At 69.6% G+C, this 22,779-nt stretch carries 21 protein-coding genes; 10 read left to right on the forward strand and 11 right to left on the reverse strand.

Annotation, left to right across the window (positions count from 1 at the left end):
- Window positions 1–13: 13 nt before the first annotated feature.
- The gene (locus FHU33_RS17725) at window positions 14–430 is read right to left on the reverse strand and encodes an NADPH-dependent FMN reductase family protein (protein WP_170182500.1); all 417 of its coding nucleotides are present in this window, start codon (window positions 428–430) and stop codon (window positions 14–16) included.
- Between the two features lie 578 nt (window positions 431–1,008).
- Between FHU33_RS17725 and FHU33_RS17730 the strand changes: the two genes are divergently transcribed.
- Window positions 1,009–2,424, forward strand: a complete 1,416-nt coding sequence (locus tag FHU33_RS17730) for an alkaline phosphatase PhoX (protein WP_142026511.1) — start codon at window positions 1,009–1,011, stop codon at window positions 2,422–2,424.
- A 669-nt stretch (window positions 2,425–3,093) separates the two neighbouring features.
- On the opposite strand, the gene tatC is transcribed toward FHU33_RS17730, so the two are convergent.
- From tatC to FHU33_RS17750, 4 genes are all read right to left on the reverse strand, one after another.
- A complete protein-coding gene (gene tatC, locus FHU33_RS17735) occupies window positions 3,094–3,951 on the reverse strand; it encodes a twin-arginine translocase subunit TatC (protein WP_142026512.1) in 858 nt (285 codons plus the stop codon).
- A gap of 79 nt (window positions 3,952–4,030) precedes the next feature.
- A complete protein-coding gene (tatA, locus tag FHU33_RS17740; RefSeq protein WP_142026513.1) occupies window positions 4,031–4,321 on the reverse strand; it encodes a Sec-independent protein translocase subunit TatA in 291 nt (96 codons plus the stop codon).
- A 270-nt stretch (window positions 4,322–4,591) separates the two neighbouring features.
- Complete coding sequence (locus tag FHU33_RS17745) at window positions 4,592–5,239, reverse strand: class F sortase (RefSeq protein WP_142026514.1); 648 nt, start codon at window positions 5,237–5,239, stop codon at window positions 4,592–4,594.
- Window positions 5,240–5,250: 11 nt separating this feature from the next.
- Window positions 5,251–5,658, reverse strand: coding sequence for a hypothetical protein (locus FHU33_RS17750; protein ID WP_142026516.1), 408 nt, complete (start codon window positions 5,656–5,658; stop codon window positions 5,251–5,253).
- Between the two features lie 402 nt (window positions 5,659–6,060).
- Here FHU33_RS17750 and FHU33_RS17755 point away from each other — a divergent pair, with 402 nt between their 5' ends.
- Window positions 6,061–6,273: a hypothetical protein gene (locus tag FHU33_RS17755; RefSeq protein WP_142026517.1), complete on the forward strand. Its 213-nt coding sequence runs from the start codon at window positions 6,061–6,063 to the stop codon at window positions 6,271–6,273.
- A 40-nt stretch (window positions 6,274–6,313) separates the two neighbouring features.
- On the forward strand, window positions 6,314–6,472 hold the full coding sequence (locus FHU33_RS25090) for a hypothetical protein (protein WP_170182501.1): 159 nt from the start codon (window positions 6,314–6,316) through the stop codon (window positions 6,470–6,472).
- 1,128 nt (window positions 6,473–7,600) lie between these two features.
- Here FHU33_RS25090 and FHU33_RS17760 read toward each other — a convergent pair.
- Window positions 7,601–8,233 carry a TetR/AcrR family transcriptional regulator C-terminal ligand-binding domain-containing protein gene (locus FHU33_RS17760; protein ID WP_142026518.1) on the reverse strand — a complete coding sequence of 211 codons (633 nt, stop codon included), beginning with the start codon at window positions 8,231–8,233 and terminating at the stop codon, window positions 7,601–7,603.
- 295 nt (window positions 8,234–8,528) lie between these two features.
- On the opposite strand from FHU33_RS17760, the gene FHU33_RS17765 reads away from it, so the two are divergent.
- Window positions 8,529–9,329 (forward strand): Dph6-related ATP pyrophosphatase, encoded by an 801-nt coding sequence (locus tag FHU33_RS17765; protein ID WP_142026519.1) that lies wholly within the window; start codon window positions 8,529–8,531, stop codon window positions 9,327–9,329.
- A gap of 149 nt (window positions 9,330–9,478) precedes the next feature.
- Here the strand turns inward: FHU33_RS17765 and FHU33_RS17770 are convergent, their stop codons facing one another.
- On the reverse strand, window positions 9,479–11,212 hold the full coding sequence (locus FHU33_RS17770) for a PP2C family protein-serine/threonine phosphatase (protein WP_142026521.1): 1,734 nt from the start codon (window positions 11,210–11,212) through the stop codon (window positions 9,479–9,481).
- Window positions 11,213–11,461: 249 nt separating this feature from the next.
- On the opposite strand from FHU33_RS17770, the gene FHU33_RS17775 reads away from it, so the two are divergent.
- The 4 genes from FHU33_RS17775 to FHU33_RS17790 all read left to right on the forward strand — a co-directional run bounded on the left by FHU33_RS17775 (window position 11,462) and on the right by FHU33_RS17790 (window position 13,624).
- A complete protein-coding gene (locus tag FHU33_RS17775) occupies window positions 11,462–11,884 on the forward strand; it encodes an ATP-binding protein (protein WP_142026522.1) in 423 nt (140 codons plus the stop codon).
- 52 nt (window positions 11,885–11,936) lie between these two features.
- On the forward strand, window positions 11,937–12,239 hold the full coding sequence (locus FHU33_RS17780) for a hypothetical protein (RefSeq protein WP_142026523.1): 303 nt from the start codon (window positions 11,937–11,939) through the stop codon (window positions 12,237–12,239).
- A 35-nt stretch (window positions 12,240–12,274) separates the two neighbouring features.
- A complete protein-coding gene (locus FHU33_RS17785) occupies window positions 12,275–12,859 on the forward strand; it encodes a biotin transporter BioY (RefSeq protein WP_142026524.1) in 585 nt (194 codons plus the stop codon).
- A gap of 576 nt (window positions 12,860–13,435) precedes the next feature.
- Window positions 13,436–13,624, forward strand: coding sequence for a DUF5999 family protein (locus tag FHU33_RS17790; protein ID WP_246063801.1), 189 nt, complete (start codon window positions 13,436–13,438; stop codon window positions 13,622–13,624).
- Window positions 13,625–13,788: 164 nt separating this feature from the next.
- Here the strand turns inward: FHU33_RS17790 and FHU33_RS17795 are convergent, their stop codons facing one another.
- The gene (locus FHU33_RS17795; protein ID WP_142026528.1) at window positions 13,789–14,118 is read right to left on the reverse strand and encodes a histone-like nucleoid-structuring protein Lsr2; all 330 of its coding nucleotides are present in this window, start codon (window positions 14,116–14,118) and stop codon (window positions 13,789–13,791) included.
- A 414-nt stretch (window positions 14,119–14,532) separates the two neighbouring features.
- Window positions 14,533–16,500 carry a sensor domain-containing diguanylate cyclase gene (locus tag FHU33_RS17800; protein ID WP_142026530.1) on the reverse strand — a complete coding sequence of 656 codons (1,968 nt, stop codon included), beginning with the start codon at window positions 16,498–16,500 and terminating at the stop codon, window positions 14,533–14,535.
- A gap of 479 nt (window positions 16,501–16,979) precedes the next feature.
- Between FHU33_RS17800 and FHU33_RS17805 the strand changes: the two genes are divergently transcribed.
- A complete protein-coding gene (locus FHU33_RS17805) occupies window positions 16,980–19,190 on the forward strand; it encodes a putative bifunctional diguanylate cyclase/phosphodiesterase (RefSeq protein WP_142026531.1) in 2,211 nt (736 codons plus the stop codon).
- An 855-nt stretch (window positions 19,191–20,045) separates the two neighbouring features.
- On the opposite strand, the gene FHU33_RS17810 is transcribed toward FHU33_RS17805, so the two are convergent.
- Window positions 20,046–20,855 carry a TetR/AcrR family transcriptional regulator gene (locus FHU33_RS17810; RefSeq protein WP_211355175.1) on the reverse strand — a complete coding sequence of 270 codons (810 nt, stop codon included), beginning with the start codon at window positions 20,853–20,855 and terminating at the stop codon, window positions 20,046–20,048.
- Window positions 20,856–21,254: 399 nt separating this feature from the next.
- Window positions 21,255–21,767, reverse strand: a complete 513-nt coding sequence (locus tag FHU33_RS17815) for a TetR/AcrR family transcriptional regulator (RefSeq protein ID WP_170182503.1) — start codon at window positions 21,765–21,767, stop codon at window positions 21,255–21,257.
- A gap of 323 nt (window positions 21,768–22,090) precedes the next feature.
- On the opposite strand from FHU33_RS17815, the gene FHU33_RS17820 reads away from it, so the two are divergent.
- Window positions 22,091–22,708 carry a TetR/AcrR family transcriptional regulator C-terminal ligand-binding domain-containing protein gene (locus FHU33_RS17820; protein ID WP_142026533.1) on the forward strand — a complete coding sequence of 206 codons (618 nt, stop codon included), beginning with the start codon at window positions 22,091–22,093 and terminating at the stop codon, window positions 22,706–22,708.
- The last annotated feature ends 71 nt before the right edge of the window (window positions 22,709–22,779 follow it).

Consider the following 22,779-nt stretch of genomic DNA (forward strand, 5'->3'; position numbering starts at 1 on the left):
ACGGCGCAGGCCTTCAGCCCGCCATGGGGGCTGCCTGCCGAGCGGCAAGTTCAGTGGCGATCTCCCCGGCCCAGGCACGGACGGCCGGCCAGTCCCGGAAGTCTCCCGCCATGCCTGGCCCTGCGCCCCAAGCGTGCCGCTCGGCCGCGGACAGCACCCGCCGCTCCACCCGGCCAGGGAACACCTGGTGACCGAGTGCGCCGATCGAGTCGCCGATCCATCGGCCGTCGTCCCCACGCTGCGGAAACGGGGTGGGTCCGCCGGTGATCCCGCTGGAGAACAACCACGTGGGGCGGGCTCGCAGTTCCGGAGCGACCGCCCCGACGTAACGACAAGCCGGCTGCAGCCACCCGCCCGCGTAGACCGCACTCCCGAGCACCACCGCGTCGAAGGCCGCCGGATCCGGACCTCGCTCGACCGGCGCGAGCACTGCGGACAACCCAACGCGTCGACCGTCGTGGCACTCGGGCAGCCAACGGGCCAGCCCTGTGCCGCCGCGATCTCCCGGGTGGCCCCGTGCCGACTGGCGAAGGCAACGAGCACCCGCGGGCCCCCACCGCCCGCACCGAAGACGGGTGCCGCGCCCGGCCGGGACCGCCACCGGTGCGAATGGCCGACGGACCGTCGCGTCGCAAACGCCGGATAAGCGGTCATCGTTCTCCCTGCATCGAGTCCCTGCATCGAGTCGGCCACCCGACGGACGCTAGGTGCCAGGCGAGGCGCCGACATGGTCGACAGGAGAACAACAGGGAAAATCGAACCTCGCGGCCGTCAGCCACCGACGACGAATGATCCCGCTGATCGCCGCGTCGCACCGCGCCATTCCGGTCAACCGGTCACGGACCGCAGCCGACACGCGGCACCAACCGTCGCATCGGCGGTCTCTCCTGATACCCGAGCCGGGGTGCCCACCGTTTCCCTGGGATTCGTCTGCCCGCCGACTGCTGGCTGTCCGCTCTACCTAGCGTCCAAAGCGCCCTATCTCAGGACTCCCAAGGAGCGCATTTCATGACCACCTCATTCGATCGCCGCAAATTCCTTCAGCGCGGGGCCGCGGTCACCGCCGGCACGCTGCTCGTAGGCGGCGGCACCCAGGCTCTGGCGGCGCACGGTGCCCTCGCCGCCCCCGGCCGACGCGGCCAGGAGCTCAAGGCCGAGAACAACGGTGGCTACGGGCCCATTGCGCCGGTCAACGACATGGCGACCGGTCTGCCCCTGCTGGCCCTGCCGTCCGGCTTCGACTACACGTCGTTCGGCTACAGCGCTGCCTACGCGACCGCCCTGGGCAAGCCCGCGACCGGCTCCGACGGCTACCCGACGCCGGACCGGCATGACGGGATGGCCACCTTCGCCACCGGCGACGACAACGTCATCCGACTGGTCCGCAACCACGAGCGTGGCTACGGGCCCGCCGAAGGGCTGCAGGGCGACCCCGACAACGCCTACGACCCGGTGGGCGGCGGTGCCTGCACGACGCTCACCTTCGACACGGACCGCTTCGAGCTGACCGACAGCTTCATCAGCATCAACGGCACGTCGGTCAACTGCGCCGGCGGTCCCACCCCGTGGGGCTCGTGGCTGACCTGTGAGGAGACCGTCAACGGCAGGCAGAACGGGTTCACCCGCGACCACGGCTACGTCTTCGAGGTGCCGGCGGAGGGCGGCGTCGTGACCGACCCGGAGCCCTACCGCGCCATGGGTCGCTTCGTGCACGAGGCCGTGGCCATCGACCCGGCCAGCGGCATCGTGTACGAGACCGAAGACAGCGGAAACACCTCCGGCTTCTACCGGTTCCTCCCAACTGACCCGCGGAACCTCGCCGCCGGCGGGCAGCTGCAGATGCTGGCCGTGAAGGGGAAGCCCGGGTTCCAGACCTACACCGGCGTCAACGACCGGGTCGGCAACCCCATGCCGGTCGAGTGGGTGACCATCGCAGACCCGGACCCCGCGGCCATCACCACCGAGTCAGTCTTCAGCCAGGGCGCCGCGCAGGGTGGTGCCGCGTTCGCCCGGCTGGAGGGCTGCTGGTACGACGGCGGCAGCATCTTCTTCAACGCCACCAGCGGTGGCGACGCCCAGGCCGGGCAGGTCTGGGAGTACCGGCCCCGCGGCCGTTCCGGCGGCCAGCTGATCCTGCTGTTCGAGTCGCCGTCACGGGAGGTGCTGGACGCGCCGGACAACATCACCGTCAGCCCCCGCGGCGGCCTCGTGCTGTGCGAGGACGGAGGCGGCGACCAGTACGTCCGCGGACTCAACGAGCGGGGCGAGATCTTCGACTTCGCACTGAACAACATCCAGACACCGGCGGACGCAGAGTTCGCCGGAGCATGCTTCAGCCCCGATGGCGAGATCATGTTCGTCAACGTCCAGACCCCGGGCGTGAGCTTCGCCATCCGTGGCCCCTGGGAGAACGGCGCCCTCTGAGCCCAGCACCGCGTGGGCACCACCGGGAGCTGAACTCCTCCGGGTCAAGCCCTCGCCCGTACTACTGCGCCCCGGCATCCCGCCCCGGATGCCGGGGCGCAGCCGGCTCTACGGGTAGGACGGATGCGACTTCTTACAACTTCTCCGCCTCGCCCCTCGGAATCGGCTTCCTCCGAGCCTTCCGCCGTCCGGCAGATTCGATGCCGGTAAAGGCCCGCGGGATCGGCACACGTCGCACGGAAACCTTCCAGACTGCAGCCGGTTCCAGTTCTGCTCTGAACTGGTTGATCGGTCCGCCCAGATGCGGATGCCCGCGGTGCCGAACCAGTCTGACGTGGCCCACAGGCACATCCGCAGCGACCTGTAGCGGCCGACGGGGCGCCAATTCCCGTGGTGCTGGAGGCAGCGCCGGAACTCCTCGAGCGGCTCTCCGACCCCACCAATCACGCCCGACTGCTTCACGATCATCGCCGTCCTGAGGCCAGGCCATCCCCGCGACTTGCAGATCAAGCCGCGAGGATTTCTGGGGCGACCGGGCGCTGGGCGCGACCAGCGGACATCGAGGACCCCTACGTGGTCGGGGCACCTATGCAGCTGATCCCTGACTCGACTGGGGCGCCCTTTCCCTCCGGACGGAGCAGCACCCGGCCGCGCCCGGGTGCGTGAGGTTCATGTCGACGGGCTGTGCAGCGGTTCGCTTTGAGTCGCCCGACCATCGAGTGCCGACGGAGCCGCGTCCAGCGGCGAGGCCTCGTCGTCGTCGAGATCGTGGAAGGACTCGATCGCCGCCCGGCGGGCGCGCCGCTTGTCCACCACCCGCGCCACCTGGATCGCCCCCTCGAACAGCACGATCATGGGCACGGCCATCACCAGCATGGTGAACGGATCCTGGGTCGGTGTCACGAAGGCGGCGAAGACGAAGGTCAGGAAGACGATCCAGCGGCGCGCGGAGGACAGCGCCGCGTAGCTGAGGGCGCCGACCAGATTCAGCATCACGGCGATCAGGGGCAGCTCGAAGGAGACCCCGAAGGCGAGCAGCAGCGAGATGACGAAGCCGATGTAGTCCTGCGCGGTGAGTGCGACGATGACGCCGTCGCCGGCCAGGCCCAGCAGCAGCCGAAGCCCCGCCGCGAGGGATACGTAGGCGAGCGCGGCGCCGAGCGCGAAGAGCCCGGACGAGGCGGCAACGAAGGACACTCCGTAGAGCTTTTCGTTCCGCTTGAGCCCCGGCGTGATGAAGCGCCACAGCTGGAAGAGCCAGAACGGTGCCGACAGAACGATCCCGACGATGAAGCTGATCTTGAGCCGGATCAACGCGCCGCCGAAGACATCGGTGATCAGCAGTCCGCAATCACCGTCGGCGTCGTTGTAGCGGAGGTCTTCCGGGAGGCCGCAGTACGGGGCCCTGATGAAGGCGCCGAGCCCGTGCTCGTACCACCAGAACGCCAGTGCGGTGCCCAGCAGGATGAACAGCAGCGACAGGCCGACCCGCTTCCGCAGTTCGGTGAGATGCGCGACGAGGGTCATCGTGGCCGTGCCGTCCCTCGAGGAGCGACGACGGCGAGGGCGCCCGCGACCCTGAACGTTCACGGTGAGTCGGCGTCGGTCAGCGGGCGCCGTCGAGCCCGGTTGACAGCGCGCCATCGTGCCGGCGGGGGCTCCCGCCCGAACGGGCATCGATGTCCGTGGCCCGCACCGGGGCGGCGATCTCCCGGCTGACCGGTATGCCGTCGTCAGCGGTCTTGCCGCCGTCGTCGTCCTTCATGCTCTTTATCTCGCCCTTGAAGATGCGCAACGACCGGCCCAGCGACCGAGAGGCGTCCGGCAGCTTCTTGTAACCGAACAGCAGCAGGATCGCCAGGAGGATCAAGCCGATCTCCATGGGTCCGAGACTCATTGGGTTTCTCCTTCGTCGTGGGGGCACTGCGGGGCTCACCGCGCTGCGGGCCGACGTGCTCGGCCCGGGATGCGGGCTGAGTCGCAGCTCACTGACGGCGACGCTACGAGGTGCCAGAGACACGGAGGTGGCCGAGGAACAGAATCGGGGTGAACCCACCGCTTCCCCGTGTCCGGCCGAACGAGCCCAGGGCGCACCGAGCCCGGAGACTCGGCCCTCTGCTCTCTCGCGTCACGGGTCGGTCCTGGACGCGGGCGTCGAGGACCCGCCTCACCGGCGGACCAGGTCGGCGTAGACCACGACGTTGCCGAGGTAACTGCGTTCGGTGCGGTCGAACTCCCCGCCGCAGGTGATCAGCCGGAGTTCCGGGTCCGGCGTCCTGCCGTAGACGCGCTCGGTGGGGAACTCGTCCTTCGCGTACGCCTCGACCGCGCGCACCCGGAACGTCGCCGTGGTGCCGTCCCCCCGGTCGATGAGCACCTCGTCACCGACCTCGAGGGTCTCCAGCCGGTGGAAGACCGCCGGCCCGGTGTAGTCGTCCACATGACCGACCACCACGGCGGGTCCTGGCTCCCCCGGTTCCGGGCCGTCCACATACCAGCCGGCCGCGTCGAAGTCCGTGGGCACCTCCAGCGCGCCACAGACATCCAACCCGAGCCCGCCGACCGGCGCGTCCACGTCGAGAACCGGGACGCGGACCCGCGACGGGTCTGCGACCGGCAGGTTCTCCGGTGCGGTGGAGACAGCACGGGGCACCGACGGAGGCGCCGTCGGCGAGCCGGAGTTCGCGCCACTCGGGTGCGCAATGTCCCGGTCCGCCGTTGTGGCCGAGGTGGCGCAACCGCTGAACAGCGCGGTGGCGAGTGCCACGGTGGCCGCCGCCGCACCCGGCGTACGACCACCGCGGGCCCTCGTCATCAACGAACGGATCATTCGCGGGTCTGCTCCGGACGCCGCCGGAGGAGCACCGACCCGGCGACGGCACCGGGGCCCAGCGTGCCGGCACCGAGCAGGATCACCGAGCTGACGCCGCCCTCCTCCGTGCCCGCCGTACCGCCGACACCGGTGTCCACACCCCCGGCCGGGGCGCTGCCGTCGTCATCGTCGTCGCTGCCGTGGTTGCTGGTGAGCGTGCCCCCGGCACCGGTGTCGACGCCCCCGGCCGGGGCACTGCCGTTGTCGTCGGCGTCGTCGTCTCCGTTGTCGTCGTGCTGACTGGTGCTGGTATCACTCCCGCCGTCGGCATGCGCGATGCCCACGACGCCCAGGGTGGCAGCTGCCGTCGCCACGAACGCGGCGGCAGTGAGGGTGGTGAGTCGCTTGAGAGTGACGTTCACGGTGACCTCCTGTGCGGACTGGTGTCGGTACAGGAGGAACTGTGTCCGCGCGGAGTGAACGGCTGGTGGCAACGAGCTGAATCGCGTGGATGCCCCCCTGCCGGGCCGTCGGGCGCCGCCGCGCGACAGCGGGGGCTCAGCCTCCGTAGTGCCCGCCGGGGGTACGAGCACCCAGCCCCGTGATGGTGCGGCCCCTGACCCGCGGGGGCCCGCACGCGCGGGCGTCGTCCCGGTACGGGGTGGGCGGGCCGGCCTGGAAATCACGTGTCGCGGCGTGTCCGGCACCTAAATGCAGCGTGTTGCTCCGCCGGCCTGGACATCGCCTGCGAACCGGACCGACCATCTGTCATGGCGTCAGCGGCGCGTGGTGTCACGGCGAGACAGCCCGGCCCGTCGGGTCGGATGCGCCTGGAGATCACCCGCCAGCTACGCCAGCTGGCGATGAATCGGCAGTCGGCGGCCGTGCTCCGCGCGCGGGCCGACCGGGCCGGCCGGAACGCGCAGCCGCAGGTGGCCGAGCTGCTGGGCGCGCTCGCCCAGCGGCGCCGGGAGGCAGCCGAGAGCAGTGCGCGGGCCCTGGCCATGCTGGGGGTGACCGTTGGCGGTCGACGCTAGGCGGCGTGACCGCCGCCTCGTCGTTGGTATGGGCAGCAGGATGGAGCTGCGGCCACAGTGGACGGTGCAGCTCGAAACGCTGTGCCACCACGGTATGGACCTCTCCGGCCGGCCACAGCAGGGTGCCGGCAGGCTCGACGATAACGGTGATCGTTTCCCGCGCTTCGACCGCGACGTCCTCGACGCGCATACGCGCTAGTCGGAGGGCCGCGGGACAACGGCGGCGCATCAGCACTCACACCGACCGCACCGACTGGCCAGGCAGCCTCTCCAGCGACGACAAGGTGCACACAGCCAGCTGCGGCTGTGCGTGTGCTCACTCTCACGGGTCAGCCAGGCGCGCCCGCCGGTTCAGGCGGGGCGCCAGCGTGCCGATCGTTCCGATCATGACCGCAACGCGACCGGCTTCCCCGGCCCGGCACGGCGCCGCCGGACCGGTGAAGGTGTGGTGCTGGTGGGCCCACGACAGCGCCTTGGCTGAGGACCTAGTGTTCATCGTGGCGGTGCGCCGCCGCGCGCAGCTGGCCGATCTCTGCCGACAGTGGGGGGCCGGCAGGCCCGAGCGGGCACGGCCCCTTCATCCCGGTGAACGCGGATACTCGGACGCCATGCTCTGCCCCGAGCGCCTGCTGTGGATGACATTGGATCGATTCGTCAACCGTGCCCACGCCTGGCGAAACGAAGCGCAGTTGGCAACGGCGCGGGCCGAGGCAGCCCCGGTGACCGAGGCCGGGCGGTCGATGCCCACCCGGTGTCGGCCGACCGAGATGCCCTTGGCTCGGAGCGCGCGGTCAATCCACGGAACGCCGTAGTAGGCGAATCGTCCGTGCAGCACCCGGATCTGGGCGATCGGCTCAAGGTTCTCCGCGACTCTGCCCCGGGTGGTGCATGACTGCGGGCGGCCCAGTCGTATTGGCCGGGCGTGGAGACCCCCAGTAGCTGGCAGAGCACGGTGATTTGTAGCGTTGGCTTCCTCGCCTTCCGCCGCGATGTAGCGGTAGATCTCTACTGCTCCGAACTTCGGCGCGCGGGGAGCCTCGTATGCGGGAGCAGCGGCGGCTGTGACGGGATGATCGGCGTGTCCCAGATCCGTGTCATCGCCGGGGCCGACACAGGGACTTCGCCGACCCCTACGCCTCCGGCTCAGCGACCGGAGAACAGGTCGGGCACGCCCTCGCGCTCAAGCTCTGATACTTCACCCCAACCTGCCCCTGCGCGCTCCGCTGGCCCGACGAGCACCGGCTCAACCGGAGGGGTGCGCGCTGTTGGACGACCGTGCTGCCTGGCATGCCTCAGCACTGACACCGCCCGGCACGCCGCTCGGCGGTCAGTGCCGCCGCAGCAGCGGAAGCAGGATCTCGTCGACGACGACGGTGACCACCGCGGAATCCAGCGGCTGCCCGGTCACTGCCCACCGCTGAAGGAGGATGCCCGGCCCGGCTTCAGCCGCCATCCGCACGCCTGTTCCCGGTCGGAGCTCTCCCCGGTCCACGGCGCGATCAATGACCTCAGTGAAGGCCTTCTGCCAGCGGGCCAGCGGCCCCTGCCGGAAGACCTCGGCCAGCGTGGGTTCATGGTGCAGGGCGCCGAGCAGGGTGCGGCTCGCCCGGCCTGAGGGGCCGGCGAGGACCTCGGCGAGGGAGTGCAGAAGGACCAGAAGATCCTCACGCAGACAGCCGGTGTCGGGTCGGGTCAGCTCGTCGGCGGTGGCATCGTCGATGACGCTCAGCAGCAGATCGCCCTTGCTGGCCCAGCGACGGTAGATGGTGGCCTTGCCTACCCCGGCCGCGGCGGCGACGGCATCCATGGTCAGACCGCAGTAGCCGGCCCCTGCCAAGACCTGCAGCGCAGCGACCTTGATCGCATCATCACGGGAGGGGTCGCGTGGACGCCCCACGGGAGGGCGCTGACACGCCGGATCCCGTGCCCAGGAGCGCTGGAAGGCATCGTGTCCAGGCACGGTGACCGACCGTAGCTGCGGCGTTGCTGCGGCGCTACCCGCTCACCGGAAAGAATGAAGCGCCGCCGGTGCCCGGAGCGGAGCTGTTCGCGTACCGGCATCCGACCACGGTTCCGCGCAGCCGCACGACATGGTGAAGAAGACCCGCGGGCACAGGGCTCCAAGACCACCCCACCAGCTCGATCTGCCTCGACCACGCTGCCGCAGCACCCGCCATCCGCGAGGCCTGCCGGGGCACGCTATCGCCGAACTGCGGCCCGATGTCCCTCGTGGATCTGATGCCTCGTGATCATGGATGAGCCTCGCCGTTGTGCTGTGGATGCGTGACCTGCCCGATGCCGAAGATGCCGGTGTGCGCACCCGGTCTGCGAACGGAAGGATCCATGACGTGGATCGGAGGACAGCCGCGTTGCACTGGAGCGGCGGCAAGGACTCGGCACTCGCCCTCACCGTGCTGCTTGCCCAGGCCGACGTCCATGTGGAGCGTCTGGTGACGACGGTCCACCCCCGGCGTGATGAGTCCACGGTTCACGGGATCCCGGTGGAGCTGCTCGAAGCCCAGGCGCGCAGCATCGGGATCCCGTTGCAGACGGTCCCGATGCGAGGAGCGGGCTTGGACGGATATGTGGATGTCATGAACGCGGCTGCGGTGCAGATGCGCCGCGAAGGCATCGATGCTTTCGCGTTCGGTGACTTGACCTCCTCTGACGTGCGCCATCACAAAGAGGAGCAGTTCGGACCGTTGGGCATCGAGGTGCTGGAACCCCTGTGGGGATTGTCCTCCCGGGCGTGCGTCGAGAAGTTCCTGACTTCGGGCATGCGTGCAGTGACCGTGGTGGTCAATGCCGACGTGCTGGACGTCGGTCATGTCGGGGTGCCCCTCGACAGGCACTTCATCGACCACCTGCCCGAAGACATGGACCCGAGCGGGGAGCTCGGCGAGTACCACACGTTCGTCTTCGACGGGCCCTTGTTCCGGTGCCCGATTCCCTTTCGGCCTTCCGGGCCGCGACTCCTCGAGCGCGAAATCGAAACCACCGAGGGTCCGCGCTGCTACAAGTACTGGCTCGCAACCCCGCAGCCCCACCAGGGGTAACGGTCCAGCCCGGCAGAGCACCGGTCATCGCCAGGGCCGGGATGGCTGAGGATCGGAACACCGCCGGGACCGGCGCCCGCGGCCGGCGAGAAGTGGGCTCGCACACCCGCTGACCTGCGATGGAGCCGCTCGGCGGCGCCCCGCAAGTGCTAGTCCTTGGCGTCGACCGGCTGGTCGTGAGAAGACGGGCCGGAGGCGTCGTGGGGGTGGCATCGCACCACCACGATCGCGATGTCGTCGTCGGAGCGATGCCGGACGATGCGCTCGAGCAGCTGGTCGCACAGCTCATCGACGGTCAGGTGAGCGGCTTCGGCGGTCACGCGGACGAGTCGGGCGATCCCCTCGTCGATCAAGGAGCGGCCGTGCTCGACCAGCCCATCGGTGTAGAACAGGAGCGTGTCCCCGGGCCGCAGTCGGGCTTCGTGGTCAGTGCGCCGGTTACGCGATTCCGCGCCGAGGAGGATCTCCGGCCGGGTGTCCAGCACCGCCACGCGCCCATCAGGATGCAGCACCAGCGGCGGGAGGTGCCCCGCTGAGGACCAGCGGAGGGTGCGCAGACCGTCCTGGGCTCGTTCGGTCGGCTGTTCGAGCCGGGCGATGAGCGCGGTCGCCAGGGTGCCGATCCGCAGCCCGGTCAGGACCTCGTCCACGCGGGTCAGGATGCTCGCCGGTCCTTCCTGCCGGTCGTAGGCGATGCCACGCAGGATGCTGCGGACCTGCCCCATCGCCGCTGCGGCCTCGACGTTGTGGCCGATCACGTCACCGATCACCAGCAGCGTGGCGCCGTCGGGCTGCTGAAAGGCGTCGTACCAGTCGCCGCCGACATGCATGTTGCTCGCCGCCGGCTGATAGCGGACGGCGATCTCCAGATGATCCGGCTGCGGAGGCGGCGTCAACAGACTGCGCTGCAGGGTTTCGGCGACCTTCGACTGTTGCTCATAGAGGCGGGCGTTGTCCAACGGCAGGGACGCACGCCGGGCCACCTCCATCGCCGTGGCGATCTCCATCTCGCTGTGCGGTGGCCGCTGGGACGTGTTGATGAGCCCGATTGCGCCGAACGTCTCACCCCGGGCCCGCAGCGGCACCATCGTGAAGGAGCCGGCATCCAGCCGCCGCCACGCCTCCCGAACCTCCTCGGTCGCCAGCGAGGCCTCGACGAGGCTCGGGTCGATGACGTCCATCTGCACCGGCTCACCGGAGAACAGCGCCGCGGCCAACGGGGAGTCGTCACCGGTCCCCCGCACTCGCCCGGTGAGGTAGGTGTCCAGATCGGCCAGCCTTCCGGGATCGCGGTGCCCCCGGCCCACTTCGGAGGGGCGACCGTCCTCCCCGATGACGGTCACGATCGTCCAGTCGCACAGCCGCGGCACCAGAAGGTCGACCAGCCTGGCCACCGACTCGCCGGTGTCCAGGGTGCCGATCATCGACTCCCTGATCTCGGCCAGAAAGCGGAGCCTCTCCAGGTCAACGCCCCCGGGGCCCTCCACCGGCCGTTCGCCCCGGTGTGTGGCCAGCGGGTGCTCCTCCAGTGGTGCGGGGACCTCGCGGAAGCTCACCTGCAGCCGGTCGCCGATCCGCACGGCTGTGGCGCTGAGAAAGCGGCCCGTCGGCGCGTAGTAGCCCTGCCACGTCAGCTGTTCACCGATGCTGCGGGCGTGCAGCAGAAAGCTGTGAAAGATGGATCCGCCGAGCTCGGGCAGGGCGATCCAGATGTTGCGGTCGACCAGCTGGTCCCGCCCCCGCGCCAGCAGCCCCGCGCCCACCGGGTTCACGTAGACGATGGTCCAGTCGACGTCGAAGATCGCGATGCCTTCGGGGAGCGCGTCCAGTGCCGCACCCAGCAACTCCGGCGGGAGCAGCGCGGAGGAGGCGGCATCAGTCATGATGCCCCTCCCCCGCGCGCATCGGTACCGACAGTTGTTCGGCCGTCTGTCCCCGGACATTACTGCAGCCGTCACCGCCGTCCGTGGATACGACGACGGGCACAGCGACGACGGCCCGATCAGGACAGACGCCGCCCGGAGGGTCCCTGCGGACAGGCCCCAGCCCGCTGTCGCGGAATGTTCGGCGGGATGCTTCCCTGGAAAACGCCCACCCTTACCCGGTGAGCCCTGTCGAACCGATGTGAGGACATGCTCGACGACTCCTGGCCGCAGAAATCCCCGCCCGGCCTGCGGGGCGACGTCTGGCAGTGGGACCTCTCATCCGTCGCGCAGCTGCCGACGGTGCGAGCCGACCTGCGCCGGGTGCTGGGCGACGCCCCGGCCGTCGACACGGACGAGTCGTTCGAGGAACGCTTCCTGCTGGCCTTCGAAGAGCTGGCCTCCAACGGCCTACGACACGGGGGCAGACCAGTACGGGCTCGCGTGACCGCTACCGGGGACGGCTGGCTCATCGACGTCAGCGACTCACTGACCGAACGGCCACCGCAACCGGCGATCGGACGCGACCCCGCCCAGGGCGGGCTCGGCCTCCTCCTGACCGCCAGGCTCACCTCGGCGCACGGCTGGCACGTCACCGCCGGCCGCAAGCACGTCTGGGCCTGCTGCCGGTAGCAGCGAAGTCTTCCCGGAGTTTGGCTGGTCGCGGCTGGCAGGCCGTCATTCCATGGATGATCTCGGGCTGCCTTCGCCCTCCACCGCTGCCAGTCCCGCGGATCCGCGCCGCTCGCTGCTGTGTGCTCTGCATCTGCTGTCGGCCGATCAGATGACTCCGGTCGTCGCTGAGCATGCGCGCGGCCTGGGGTTGCACGACACGGTCATCTACCTGATCGACTACGAGCAGCTGGCGCTGGTTCCGTTGCCAGGGTCCGCTGTCCCGCCCTGCCACGCGCTGTCCGTGGACGGCACGGTCGCCGGTTTGGCGTTCCGCCGGGTGGCAGGTCAGGCGAACGCCGGCTCGATACGGTGATCCTTCCTGACCTCGGAAGGAAGGACTCGGTATCGATGTCGAATGCCGCTCATCCTCTGCCCCGACGCGTCATCGCTGACGCCCTACCCGGCGGCCTGGCTCGAGACGTCACTCTGGTCATTGGGGCGAGGCTGTTCTTGGCGGTGTTCAACCAGATCTCAATTCCACTGCCTTTCACACCCGTGCCGGTGACCGGCGGGACGTTCGGCGCCCTGGTCATCGGCGCAGCCCTGGGGCCAGTGCGGGGTGGCGCCGGTGCGCTGCTGTACCTGGCCGTCGGCGTCGCAGGACTGCCCTGGTTCGCCGACGGGCAGGCCGGCTGGGCGTTCGCCTCGTTCGGCTACCTCCTCGGATACGTCGCGGCGGCCATCGTCGTCGGGGCGCTGGCCCGCCGCGGAGCGGATCGCACTGCGCTGCGGACGTTCGCCCTCATGGCGCTGGGCAGCCTCACCATCTACGCCCTCGGCGTCCCGTGGCTCATGGCCTTTCTCGGCATCGACCTGGCCGAAGTCCTGTCGCTCGGAGTGCTGCCGTTCCTGCTCGGGGACACTCTCAAGGCGCTACTGGCCGCAGGTCTGCTTCCCGGAGCCTGGAAACTCCTGGACCGGCGGCCGCGCTGACACCGGAAGCTCTGACAGGGCGACGATCAGCGTCGACGCAGGAGGGGGCCATAACCTCGTCGACTGGCTGCCCGGTCATCCACCACCGCTGAAGCAGGATCCCCGACCCCTCGGCGGCCAGCTCCCCGACCGAGCTTCACCCCGGATCACGGCCCGGTCGCCGACCTGGGTGAAAGCGTGCGTCCAGCAGGTCTGAAGGCGGATCCGCCCCCTGAGGCGATCCGGCGACCTGATGCGACTGGTCCTCTCCAATCAGACCGACCAGCTACTGGACGACGCCAGCATTCGTCTTGATCGAATGGCCACCGGCGCGGAGCAGACGCTGCAGCTGTGACCGTCGGGGACGGTTCCGCGGCGGTCTGGCCCGTGGATCGGGCGACCCAACGAGGTGTTGCCTGCGACAGGGCGACATATGGACAGACCCGACAACCTCATGCGCTGGACACTGTGACATGCATCGCATGACGGGGCGGGACGCGAGGCGCACACTTGATCTCGCCGAGTAATCGGCTCGGCACAAAGCGTAACGCCGCTCCCCCGGTCCGAACGGATGCGATCACCATGTGCCACCACAGCATGCCCTGCCCCGACGCAGCCAACGACGCGCGCGACCTGGCCGCCGTGGTCAGCAGCCACCCCGAGCAGGGTTGGAGCTTGCTGTGCAACGGCGTGGTCCTGTTCGACGACGATGGCGAACTGCTCCCCGACGGCAGCGTCGTCCGGCACCACCACACCTGGCTGACCCCGGAACTCGTAAGCCGCTGACCCTTGCTTCCGCGCACCCCGCGGGCGGTCGAGCGCCGCTTGCTTCCACCAAGCTGCTCCGCAGCTGGTCGGAGAGCCGCCCGTCCCGCTAGCAGGCCGTCACGGACAGCGGACAGGCCGCTGCCCGGGGAGACGACGGGCGGACCGTCGACTGGATGGGGCGCTCAGTTGGCGGCTTCGTACGCCTCGACGATGGCGCTCGGGATGCGGCCACGCTCGGAGACGTCATGCCCATTCTCCCGCGCCCAGGTGCGAATGACAGCGGTGTCCTGGCGGGCCCGGGCGCCGCGCCGCCCGGCGGACTGGCGACCGACCTTCCGGCCGGCCTCCACGTAACGCTTGAACAGCTGCCGCAGTGCGTCGGCGTCGTCCTTGGTCAGATCGATCTCGTAGGACGTGCCCTCCAGGGCGAAGCTGACCGTTTGACCCTGACCGTCCGGCAGTACCTGGCCGGTCAGGTCGTCCACGAGCACGACCTTCGTCTTCTGCGCCATACGTCAATCTCCTCAGGGTGCGGATCGCTTGACCGCATAATGGCGGTAGCCATGATCTCAGGGTTCGTGGCCCACACTAGAGGTTCTCGGGATGGCCTTGCGTGCTGATTTCACCAGGAATGAACGACCCGAGACGCTCCCTGCCGGCGACACCCAGCTTGCCATTCTGGTGGCCTGTTGGAGGCATGCGCGCCCCACGTTTACGAGGTCTGTAACGATGTGGCCCGAAGCGAATGCGGCCGGCTAGATGGCTCGCCTGACTGTTCGAACCGCTCTCCGTCTGCCGCCCTGCGGGGACGCTGATCGCCTCGGCCTACCGGCGGCGGGCAAGCCCTGGCCGGGCATGTCGTGGGCTCGGCCGCTGTGTCCACATCCCCGACAGCGACTGGGCCGATTTGGCATGCGCCGCAGTCTTCATGCGAAGAGGGAGATCGCGTCGTGCAGCTCCGCCCGGCCTCGTCCGTTGGCCTTGGCCCGATACATGGCGGCATCGGCGTGGGCGATGAGTCGGTCGGGGTCGGCTCCGGGGTGTTCGGCGAGCGCGATACCGACGCTGACGGTGACCGTCAGCTCGAGGCTTGGTAGCGCCAGTGGGGTCCGAAAGGCGTCGATGATGCGCTCGGCGATCGCGGTGGCGTGGGCGGCGTCGACGACGTGCTCGCAGAGGATGGCGATCTCGTCTCCGCCGAAGCGGGCCACCGTGTCCTCCGGGCGGAGGGCGTCGGTGAGTCGGGCACCGAGCGCGCAGAGCACCTGGTCGCCTGCCCCGTGACCGAAACGGTCGTTGATCTGCTTGAACCGGTCGACGTCGAGATACATGACCGCCACCGGCCCGGGGTGACGCTCCAGACGGGTGAGGGCGTGCTCCAGGCGCTCAAAGAACAGCGTCCGGTTGGCCAGGCCGGTGAGGGGATCGTGCAATGCTTCCCGGCGCAGGCGTTCGGCCTCCTTGGCGGGGGTGACGTCGCGGAACACCGACAGCCCTCCGACCACCCCGCCCGAGTCATCGCGGATGGGCGAGTAGGCGGTGGTGAACCAGCCCTGCACACCGGTCTCCGGGACGTCGAAGTAGCGCTCGGGGGTGCTGACGTGCTGGCCATCGAGCGCGTCCCGGAAGAACCGGTCGTCACCGGACTCCACAATGGAGGGGAACCGCTGAAAGGCCACCTGGCCGAGCACCTCGGAGGCAGGAACACCGGTGAGCTTCTCCATCGCCGGGTTCCACAACGTGTACCGGAAGTGTTGGTCGAAGGCGAGGATGCAGTCCGACGTGCTCTGCACGAGACGCGCGGAGAAGTCCCGCTCCCAGTTGAGGGCCTGCTGCGCCTCCCGCTCCGCCTCGGCGAGCCAGATGCGTTCCAGGGCCAGATCGAGCAGGCTCGCCAGTGCCTCGACGCGGTGGAGTTCCTCCTGCCCGAAGAAGGGCGTGTAGGGGCTGACCCAGAGGGACAGCCGTCCGGCGCGCAGGCCGAAGTCGATGCGGTGCGGCGACGCAGCACCCTCGGCAGCGTCGAGGCCGCTCGCGCGAGGCGACTGCTCGGCCCCGGGGAGGTCACCGTGGGCGGCGAGCACGCCCTGTTCCTCGTCGAGCAAGGCGGCGCCGCGGCCGCCCACCACCCGGACCAGGTGGGGCAGGAGCGCCTCGGCGATGTCCTCGCGCCGGGTGGCCGACACCAGGCTCTGCACGGCCTGGTTCAGGTCGGCCTCGTCCCGGTGACGCCAGGACGCCAGCAGGAAGCGAGGGGGCATCAACCCCGCCCAGAACAGCACGGTGGCGGCCGCGGCCAGGCTCTGCACCAGCAGCCCGGGCCACTGGCTGGAGACGTCCCGGGTAGTGCCTGCGGTCAGGATGGCGAAGCTGAGCCCGATCGACGCGCACGCGAGCAGGCGCATACGGAGGCGCACCACGCTGGCCTGGCCGCGACCGGCCAACCACAGTCGCAGCGCGACCAGCAGGGACAGCGCCGTCCACAGGAGGAGAACCGCCCCGATGTACCACGGTGACCACGCCGGTGCGGCGTCGCCCGCTTCGGGAAGCGGGGCCAGGGTCAGTGTGGCGGCGACCAGCAGGACCGTAGCCGCGGCGGCCGGCATCTCCACTCGCCGGGACACCCCAGCGAAGGCGGCCGCGAACCGGTGCAGGCAGTACGGGAAGCAGATGAGGACGGCGACGTACAGCTTCCTGGTCCACTCGACCGCCTCACCGCCCGTGTCCGGAATCACCATCCCAACGGTGGTCACGCCGGCGAGCAGCGCGAAACTCACCGCCGCCCACTTCGCCGGCGCGTCGCGCCGCCGGCCCCACAGCACGAGCGACGTCGCTGCCAGAGCCACGAACAGGCCCCCCGTCAGCGCCCGCAGAAGGTCGGCCAGGGGATCCATGAGACTCCAGGTCGTGGGCCCGCCGCTGTCGAGCGGCGGTATGGCAGTGAGATGGCACCGGCGGCAGACAGAGGCTGGCCAGCACTCACTGTGCTGGCTGGATGACAGACAGTCAAGACCGTCGAAGCCGTTCCTGCAAGCCCTGAACCCGAGCCGCGACGGTGCCGCGACCGTTCCCGCGGCAGGACGGTCGCGGGTCGCATCAGCACAAGTTGCGGCGCCCAAGAGAGGGCAGGACGGACGTCCGTGGTGGGGTTACATCGTTGACATTCACCGTCCCGAATGCCACGGTACTTGAGCGGCCGAGACGATGCACAAGGTCGCACGCCGGGCGGGCCCGTTCATCGAAGTGGACCGGCACGCAGCATCTCGCGGCGGCGGACGGCGACCGGGCCTGTTCACATCGGCCCTCAGTGCGCCCCAGGTAGTTCCCACCCATAGGGACACCGCATCTGCATCATCAGCGGGGGGCGGACATCATGGCGTGGCAACTGAGCGCAGTCGGCAGCGGTGTGATCGCGGTGGCCTATTTCGCCATCGCCGTGGCCGTGTTCGGGCCGCTGACCCGCACCGGTCAGCTGCGGTCCAATCGGCTGGGGACTGCCACCGGTCTCATCTTCTTCTCCTGCGGGGTCGGCCACGCCCTGCACGCCGTGCACCTGCTGCCGCTGCCCGGGGTCGATGCGCACCACCTCTCGGTCCTGCAGGCCGGCTTACCCTGGCACGACACGATCTGGATGCTGGTCACCGCTGCGGTCGCCGTCTACTACTGGTCGCTGCGCCGCACCTACGGGGCGCTGCTGGGCGGCGCGGCCCTGTTCGCCGACCTCAAGGAGAAGGAGGCGGCGCTCGCCGCCAACCAGCACCTGCTCGCCCAGCGCACGTCGGCGCTGGACGCACTAGCCGTCTCGGAAGGACGCTTCCGGTCCGCGTTCGCCGACGCGCCGACCGGAATGGCCCTAGTCAGCCTGGCCCCCGATGCGCTAGGCAGGTTCCTGGAGACCAACGCCGCGCTGGGCCGTCTCGCCGGCCGTTCCGCCGCCCGGCTGGGGCGCCTCGAGGTGGGTGACCTCGCCCATCCCGAGGACCGGGCGGCGACCCGCACGGCGCTGGAGCAGCTGGCCGCCGGAGAGGTCATCCACCACCTGGTGCAGCAGCGCTACGTGCACGCCAACGGCGGTCTGGTGTGGGCCGACACCAGCATCTCGGTCGTGCGGGACATCGCCGGGCGGCCGGTGCACGGCGTGCTGCAGCTCGTCGACGTCACCGGGCGCCGCCAGGCCGAGGAACTCCTGGCCCACCACGCCCTGCACGACAGCCTGACCGGGCTGCCCAACCGGCGCCTGCTCGCAGACCGGCTGGAGCAGGCGTTGACCCGGGCCCGCCGGCATGGCACCGCGGTGGCGGTGCTGTTCGTCGACCTCGACCAGTTCAAGACGGTGAACGACTCGGCCGGCCACAGCGTGGGCGACGAGCTGCTCCGGGTCGCCGCCGAACGACTGTCCAGGCACCTGCGCGCGGTGGACAGCGCGGCCCGGTTCGGCGGCGACGAGTTCGTCGTCGTCTGCGAGGAGATCAGCGGCGACCATGAACTGCTGGTCATCGCCGACCGCCTCGTGGCCGCCATGGCCGAACCCTTCCGGGTGGGCAAGGAAGAGTTCGTGCTGGGCGCCAGCATCGGCATCGCCGTCTCCGCGCGCGGGAACGACAGCGCCGAAGCGCTGCTCCGCGACGCCGACCTGGCCATGTACGAGGCCAAGGACCGCGGCCGGGCCCGCTACGTCGTCTTCGACGGCGCGCTACGCGGGGCGCTCGAGCTGCGCCAGCAGGTGGAGGCCGACCTACGCCGCGGCATCGACCGCGGCGAACTACGCCTGCTCTACCAGCCGGTCGTCGACGTCCAGTCCGGCGAGATGACCGGGGTCGAAGCGCTCGTCCGCTGGCAACACCCCACCCGCGGGCTGCTCGCCCCCGACGAGTTCATCCCGGTGGCCGAGGACACCGGCCTGGTCGTCCCCGTCGGCTCCTGGGTGCTGCACGAAGCCTGCCGCCAACTCCAGGACTGGCAGCGCAAATCGGACCTGGCGTTGACCGTGGCGGTCAACGTCTCCGCCCGCCAACTCAGCGACTCCCGCTTCCCCGAGGCCGTCGGCGACATCCTGCAGGCCACCGGCGCCGACCCTGCCGCGCTGTGCCTCGAACTCACCGAAACGGCCCTGCTGGACGCCACCGACGCCACCACCGCCACCCTGCAGGCCCTCCGCAGGCTCGGCGTACGCCTGGCCCTGGATGACTTCGGCACCGGGTTCTCCTCCCTAACCTTCCTCAAGCGCTTCCCCATCGACGTCGTCAAGGTGGACCGGTCCTTCGTCCGCGACATCGCCGTCGACCCCGACGACGCCGCCATCGTCGCCGCCGTCATCAACCTCGGACGCTCCCTCAACCTGGAAACCGTCGCCGAGGGCGTCGAGACCCCCGAGCAGCTCCGCTGCATCCGCCGGCTCGGCTGCCACCTTGCCCAGGGCTACCTGTTCTCCCCGCCCCGGCCACCGGAGGACATCCCGGCCCTGCTCAACGCCCTCGAGCCAGCCGGCATCCGAGATGGGATGGACACGGCGGCCCGTGCACCGTCCGCCCGGCCACGCACCGGTCAACCACCGATTCCCCGAGCACAGAATTCACGGTCGTGAATCCGACGGACGTTGTGCCAGTCCTGAGAACCGAGCGGCCCCTGAAATCCCTGGGCAGCCCGACCATCCCGTCGAGCGACCTGTGATCGACATTGCTGAGCCCGCCTGCCGGGGCCCTGCTCGCAGACAACCCCACCCGGTGCTGTCAACTGGTCGACCTTGCCCACCGCCGAGGCGCCCGCCGTTGCGGAGCAGTTCGAGGCCGCCCCGGTCAGTCAGGAACCCCGCGCCCCAAGACGAGTGGCGAGGCGCGGGGTCCACGGCCAATGTAGGTCGACCCGACGGTCCGGCAACGGCCGCCTGCGATAGCCGGTCCCGGCCGCGCGGCTCAGCAAGGCGTCCTGACCGCTCCTCAGGTGTGAGCTGTCCTACGCCGGCCAACGTCGGACACATATTGATGTGGCCCATCGTGGGCTGAGCCGACCGTTTGAGATGATCAATCGATGCGGATGTCCAAGACCGAAGGAGCTGCCGTCCTGGGCATCCTGCTCGGCGTGGCCCTGTTAGGCGGCGTCATGGGCGGCATCGAGGGGGCGATCGGTGGAGTCGTAGGGACGGTAGCCGCCGTGGGGCTCACCCTTCTGACTAGACGGGCCTGGAGCCACCACCGTCACCGCGAGCGACAGACTCCCTGAGCAGGAGGGGTTACCGCTGGTCTGTCGCGCGTGTGGCCTTCATCAGCGCCCCCAGCCCCGGCCACGTCGACCGCGCGGACACCGCCGCTGATCGCAGGAGTTCCCCAGCGGGTCGGCTTCCTACGACGCTTGGCCTCCTCAGCGAGCTGCCGAGCGGCGACGATGGATGCAGGGACGATGGATGCAGGCTCGTCGCCACTGCTCTGTCGCGATCGATCGGTCACCTCAGCCGACCAGCCCCACCACTACCCAACGACATCTGCCGAGCGGGCCGCTGTTGGGGGGCCGGCTGCCGGGGCGCCGCAAGCGGCTCCGACGATTCAGTCCGGGTGAGGACACCGCAACTCGTCGAACCATGCTCGCCGGACACGATGCCAAGCCCGTTCTGCAGGCCATCGAGGATCCGCTCGGCCAACTCGACCACGGCGGCGACCGCCGCGGTACCGGGCGCGGGCGGCGGTGCACTGCGCAGGTCGAGCAGCAGTGCCCGAATGGCCGCCAACCACACCGACGCAGTCAGGGACGCGATGATCGAGACGTCCTCCGGGTCGCGTCCACGCCGGCACCCGCTTTCTTCTTTCCATCCCTGGCTTCCCGCTTCGATCAACGCCTTGGTCAGCCGGGTAACCGCCTCGTGGTACAGCTCCCGCTCGTAGACGCGGAGAGCCGGTGCGGCCTCGAGCGTGGCGACGAAACGACGGTGCTCCTCCGTGGCCGCCGCCACGATGTCAGCCCGGACCCAGTCGACGAGGTAGCTGCGTAACGCCGTCAAAGCAGACCGCTGTCGCCCCCGGGAGCGGACCGCCTCGGCGAGACCCTCAACCCAGGGCACACGCCCGGCGAAGAAGAGCTCTTCCTTGGTGGCAAAATGATTGAAGACCGTCTGCACCGACACACCTGCCGCGCTGGCAACCTCTGCGACGGTCACGGCGCTGAAGCCGCATGTCTCGAACAACTCCCTGGCGACCTCGAGGATCCGCGCTCGGGTCTGGGCCTTCCGCTGAGCTCGCACACCATCGAGGTCACTCACCGTGCTGAGATTAGAGCAGAACGTATGCGCACGAGGTGAGGCTGCAGGAGGTGTCCAGGGCTTCAGCCGTCGATCAGCACGAACCCCGTCGACGCCTCTCCTGCGGTGCGTCTCTCGGCTCGCGCAGGATGCGGGCATCCAGTCCCCCGGCACGGGGCACTCACCGCGACCACCTGTCGCAGCCGAGAGATTCGTCCGGTGGGCAACGGAGCTCCATGTGCACTTCGCGCGCAATGGAACGGCGCAGCGTGTGCTCGTTGTCCGGGCGGACACCGAACCGACGATGCTGACGCAGTGGTCAGTGGCGATCTGGGATGCGATCTCCAGTGATCGTTGGCGCCCGCGCCCATGCCGAGTTGGCAGGCGGGCACCGACAGTGCGCACGGGGTATCCGGGATGCTAGAGCCGCCGGAGCAGCGGCATCATGACGTCGTCGACCACCGCCACGGCCAGCTCCTGATCGACGTCCATGCCACTGATCATCCAGCGGAGCAAGAGGATCGCCGGGCCCGCCTCGGCAGCCAACGACGCTGCGCCACTCGCCACCAACTCGCCGCGATCGACGGCACGCTCGCAGACCGTTCCGAAGGCTTCCGCCCAACGCGCCATGGGACCACGTCGGAAGGCTTCCTCCAGGGCCGGTTCCTGGTTCATGACACCGATCAGCGCTCGACTGGCGCTTCCACCCGGGCCCGCCAGCACCGCGGCCAGTGCGGTCAGCAGCGCGACCATGTCATCCCGCAGGGAACCAGAGTCCGGGATCACGAGCGTCTCATCGCTAGCCGTATCGATGAGGCTCACCAGCACGTCCGCCTTGGACGACCAGCGCCGATAGATTGTCGCCTTGCTGACGCCGGCGGTTCTGGCCACCGCATCCATGGTCAGTCCGGCGTAGCCGACCTGCGCCAACACCTCCAGGACAGCAGCCTGAATCGCCCGGTCACGAGAGGGATCCAGTCGACGCCGCCGGGGTCGCGCACCCGCCGGGGGAACGCCCCAGGACAGCGAGCTCGGCTGACGCAGTGACACTGAGTGAGCCTAACGAGGGATCGTCGCGACAGACAAGATCGCTGAGGGGGAAACCCGCTGCTCGAAGACGGGGTACGCCGAACGTCCAGCGCCCTCCAGTAGAAGGAACCCCCGAGTTCCGCCTGTCATCCCTAGCCTCCCGTAGGGCAGCGCGACGCGCACGGCATCCCCCTCGTCGGGCTCTGTCGGCAGGGAAGGCGGGTGGCATGAGCGAGGTCTTCAGTTCGCAGTCACCGAGCTGTCGGCATGTCCTCAGTGCCGTGCTCGACACGTTGGCCCAACTGGGCTGCGCCGGCCTGACCGCCGATGAGATCAAGGCCCGAGCGGGCGCCGCCGGTCCGGCCCTCGGGGATTCGCCCGATCTGGAGGCCTTGGTGGTCAGCGCGCTCGAGCATGTACAGCTGTTTCCCGCGTTCGAGCCTTCGGGAGATCTCGACCGGGACTTGCACACGCTGCTGCAGCCGTGGCGAACCGCATCGAGCAGGGACGAACGTGTCGTAGCCGCAGTGCTCAGCGCCGCCATCTGGAACCCGCGCCTCGAGGTCGCGGTCCATGACGCGCTCGACCGGCCCCTGATGCATGCCGTCTCGGCGGTCGTTGCGCGCGCCGAGGGCCACGGGACGATTCCGGATTACGCTATCCAAACTCTGTGCTGGGTGCTGCGCGGGCTGCTGATCGACCGACTGCGCTCCAGGCCCCGGGCGGCGGTCGACATCGACCGCCTCGTCCACTTCCTCATCGCCGGACTGCAGATGGAAGCGGCAGTCGCCGCCCGTGGACGGTCCCAGGCCCTCGATAGATCTCTGAGAGAGCCGCCGGCGTGACCGCCGTTCAGCTGGCGCTGGTCGAGGTGGAATCCCTCCCCGAAGCCCGACGACGAGGACCTCGCCGAGGA

This window comes from Blastococcus colisei, from assembly GCF_006717095.1.
Taxonomy (GTDB): Bacteria; Actinomycetota; Actinomycetes; order Mycobacteriales; family Geodermatophilaceae; genus Blastococcus_B; species Blastococcus_B colisei.

Excerpts from the sequence above, each read along its gene's own strand:
- FHU33_RS17730 (WP_142026511.1), top strand. The coding sequence starts at position 1,009 with ATGACCACCTCATTCGATCGCCGCAAATTCCTTCAGCGCGGGGCCGCG.
- tatC (WP_142026512.1), bottom strand. The coding sequence starts at position 3,951 with ATGACCCTCGTCGCGCATCTCACCGAACTGCGGAAGCGGGTCGGCCTG.
- tatA (WP_142026513.1), bottom strand. The coding sequence starts at position 4,321 with ATGAGTCTCGGACCCATGGAGATCGGCTTGATCCTCCTGGCGATCCTG.
- FHU33_RS17745 (WP_142026514.1), bottom strand. The coding sequence starts at position 5,239 with ATGACGAGGGCCCGCGGTGGTCGTACGCCGGGTGCGGCGGCGGCCACC.
- FHU33_RS17755 (WP_142026517.1), top strand. The coding sequence starts at position 6,061 with ATGCGCCTGGAGATCACCCGCCAGCTACGCCAGCTGGCGATGAATCGG.
- FHU33_RS25090 (WP_170182501.1), top strand. The coding sequence starts at position 6,314 with ATGGAGCTGCGGCCACAGTGGACGGTGCAGCTCGAAACGCTGTGCCAC.
- FHU33_RS17765 (WP_142026519.1), top strand. The coding sequence starts at position 8,529 with ATGAGCCTCGCCGTTGTGCTGTGGATGCGTGACCTGCCCGATGCCGAA.
- FHU33_RS17770 (WP_142026521.1), bottom strand. The coding sequence starts at position 11,212 with ATGACTGATGCCGCCTCCTCCGCGCTGCTCCCGCCGGAGTTGCTGGGT.
- FHU33_RS17775 (WP_142026522.1), top strand. The coding sequence starts at position 11,462 with ATGCTCGACGACTCCTGGCCGCAGAAATCCCCGCCCGGCCTGCGGGGC.
- FHU33_RS17780 (WP_142026523.1), top strand. The coding sequence starts at position 11,937 with ATGGATGATCTCGGGCTGCCTTCGCCCTCCACCGCTGCCAGTCCCGCG.
- FHU33_RS17785 (WP_142026524.1), top strand. The coding sequence starts at position 12,275 with ATGTCGAATGCCGCTCATCCTCTGCCCCGACGCGTCATCGCTGACGCC.
- FHU33_RS17790 (WP_246063801.1), top strand. The coding sequence starts at position 13,436 with ATGCCCTGCCCCGACGCAGCCAACGACGCGCGCGACCTGGCCGCCGTG.
- FHU33_RS17795 (WP_142026528.1), bottom strand. The coding sequence starts at position 14,118 with ATGGCGCAGAAGACGAAGGTCGTGCTCGTGGACGACCTGACCGGCCAG.
- FHU33_RS17800 (WP_142026530.1), bottom strand. The coding sequence starts at position 16,500 with ATGGATCCCCTGGCCGACCTTCTGCGGGCGCTGACGGGGGGCCTGTTC.
- FHU33_RS17805 (WP_142026531.1), top strand. The coding sequence starts at position 16,980 with ATGGCGTGGCAACTGAGCGCAGTCGGCAGCGGTGTGATCGCGGTGGCC.
- FHU33_RS17820 (WP_142026533.1), top strand. The coding sequence starts at position 22,091 with ATGAGCGAGGTCTTCAGTTCGCAGTCACCGAGCTGTCGGCATGTCCTC.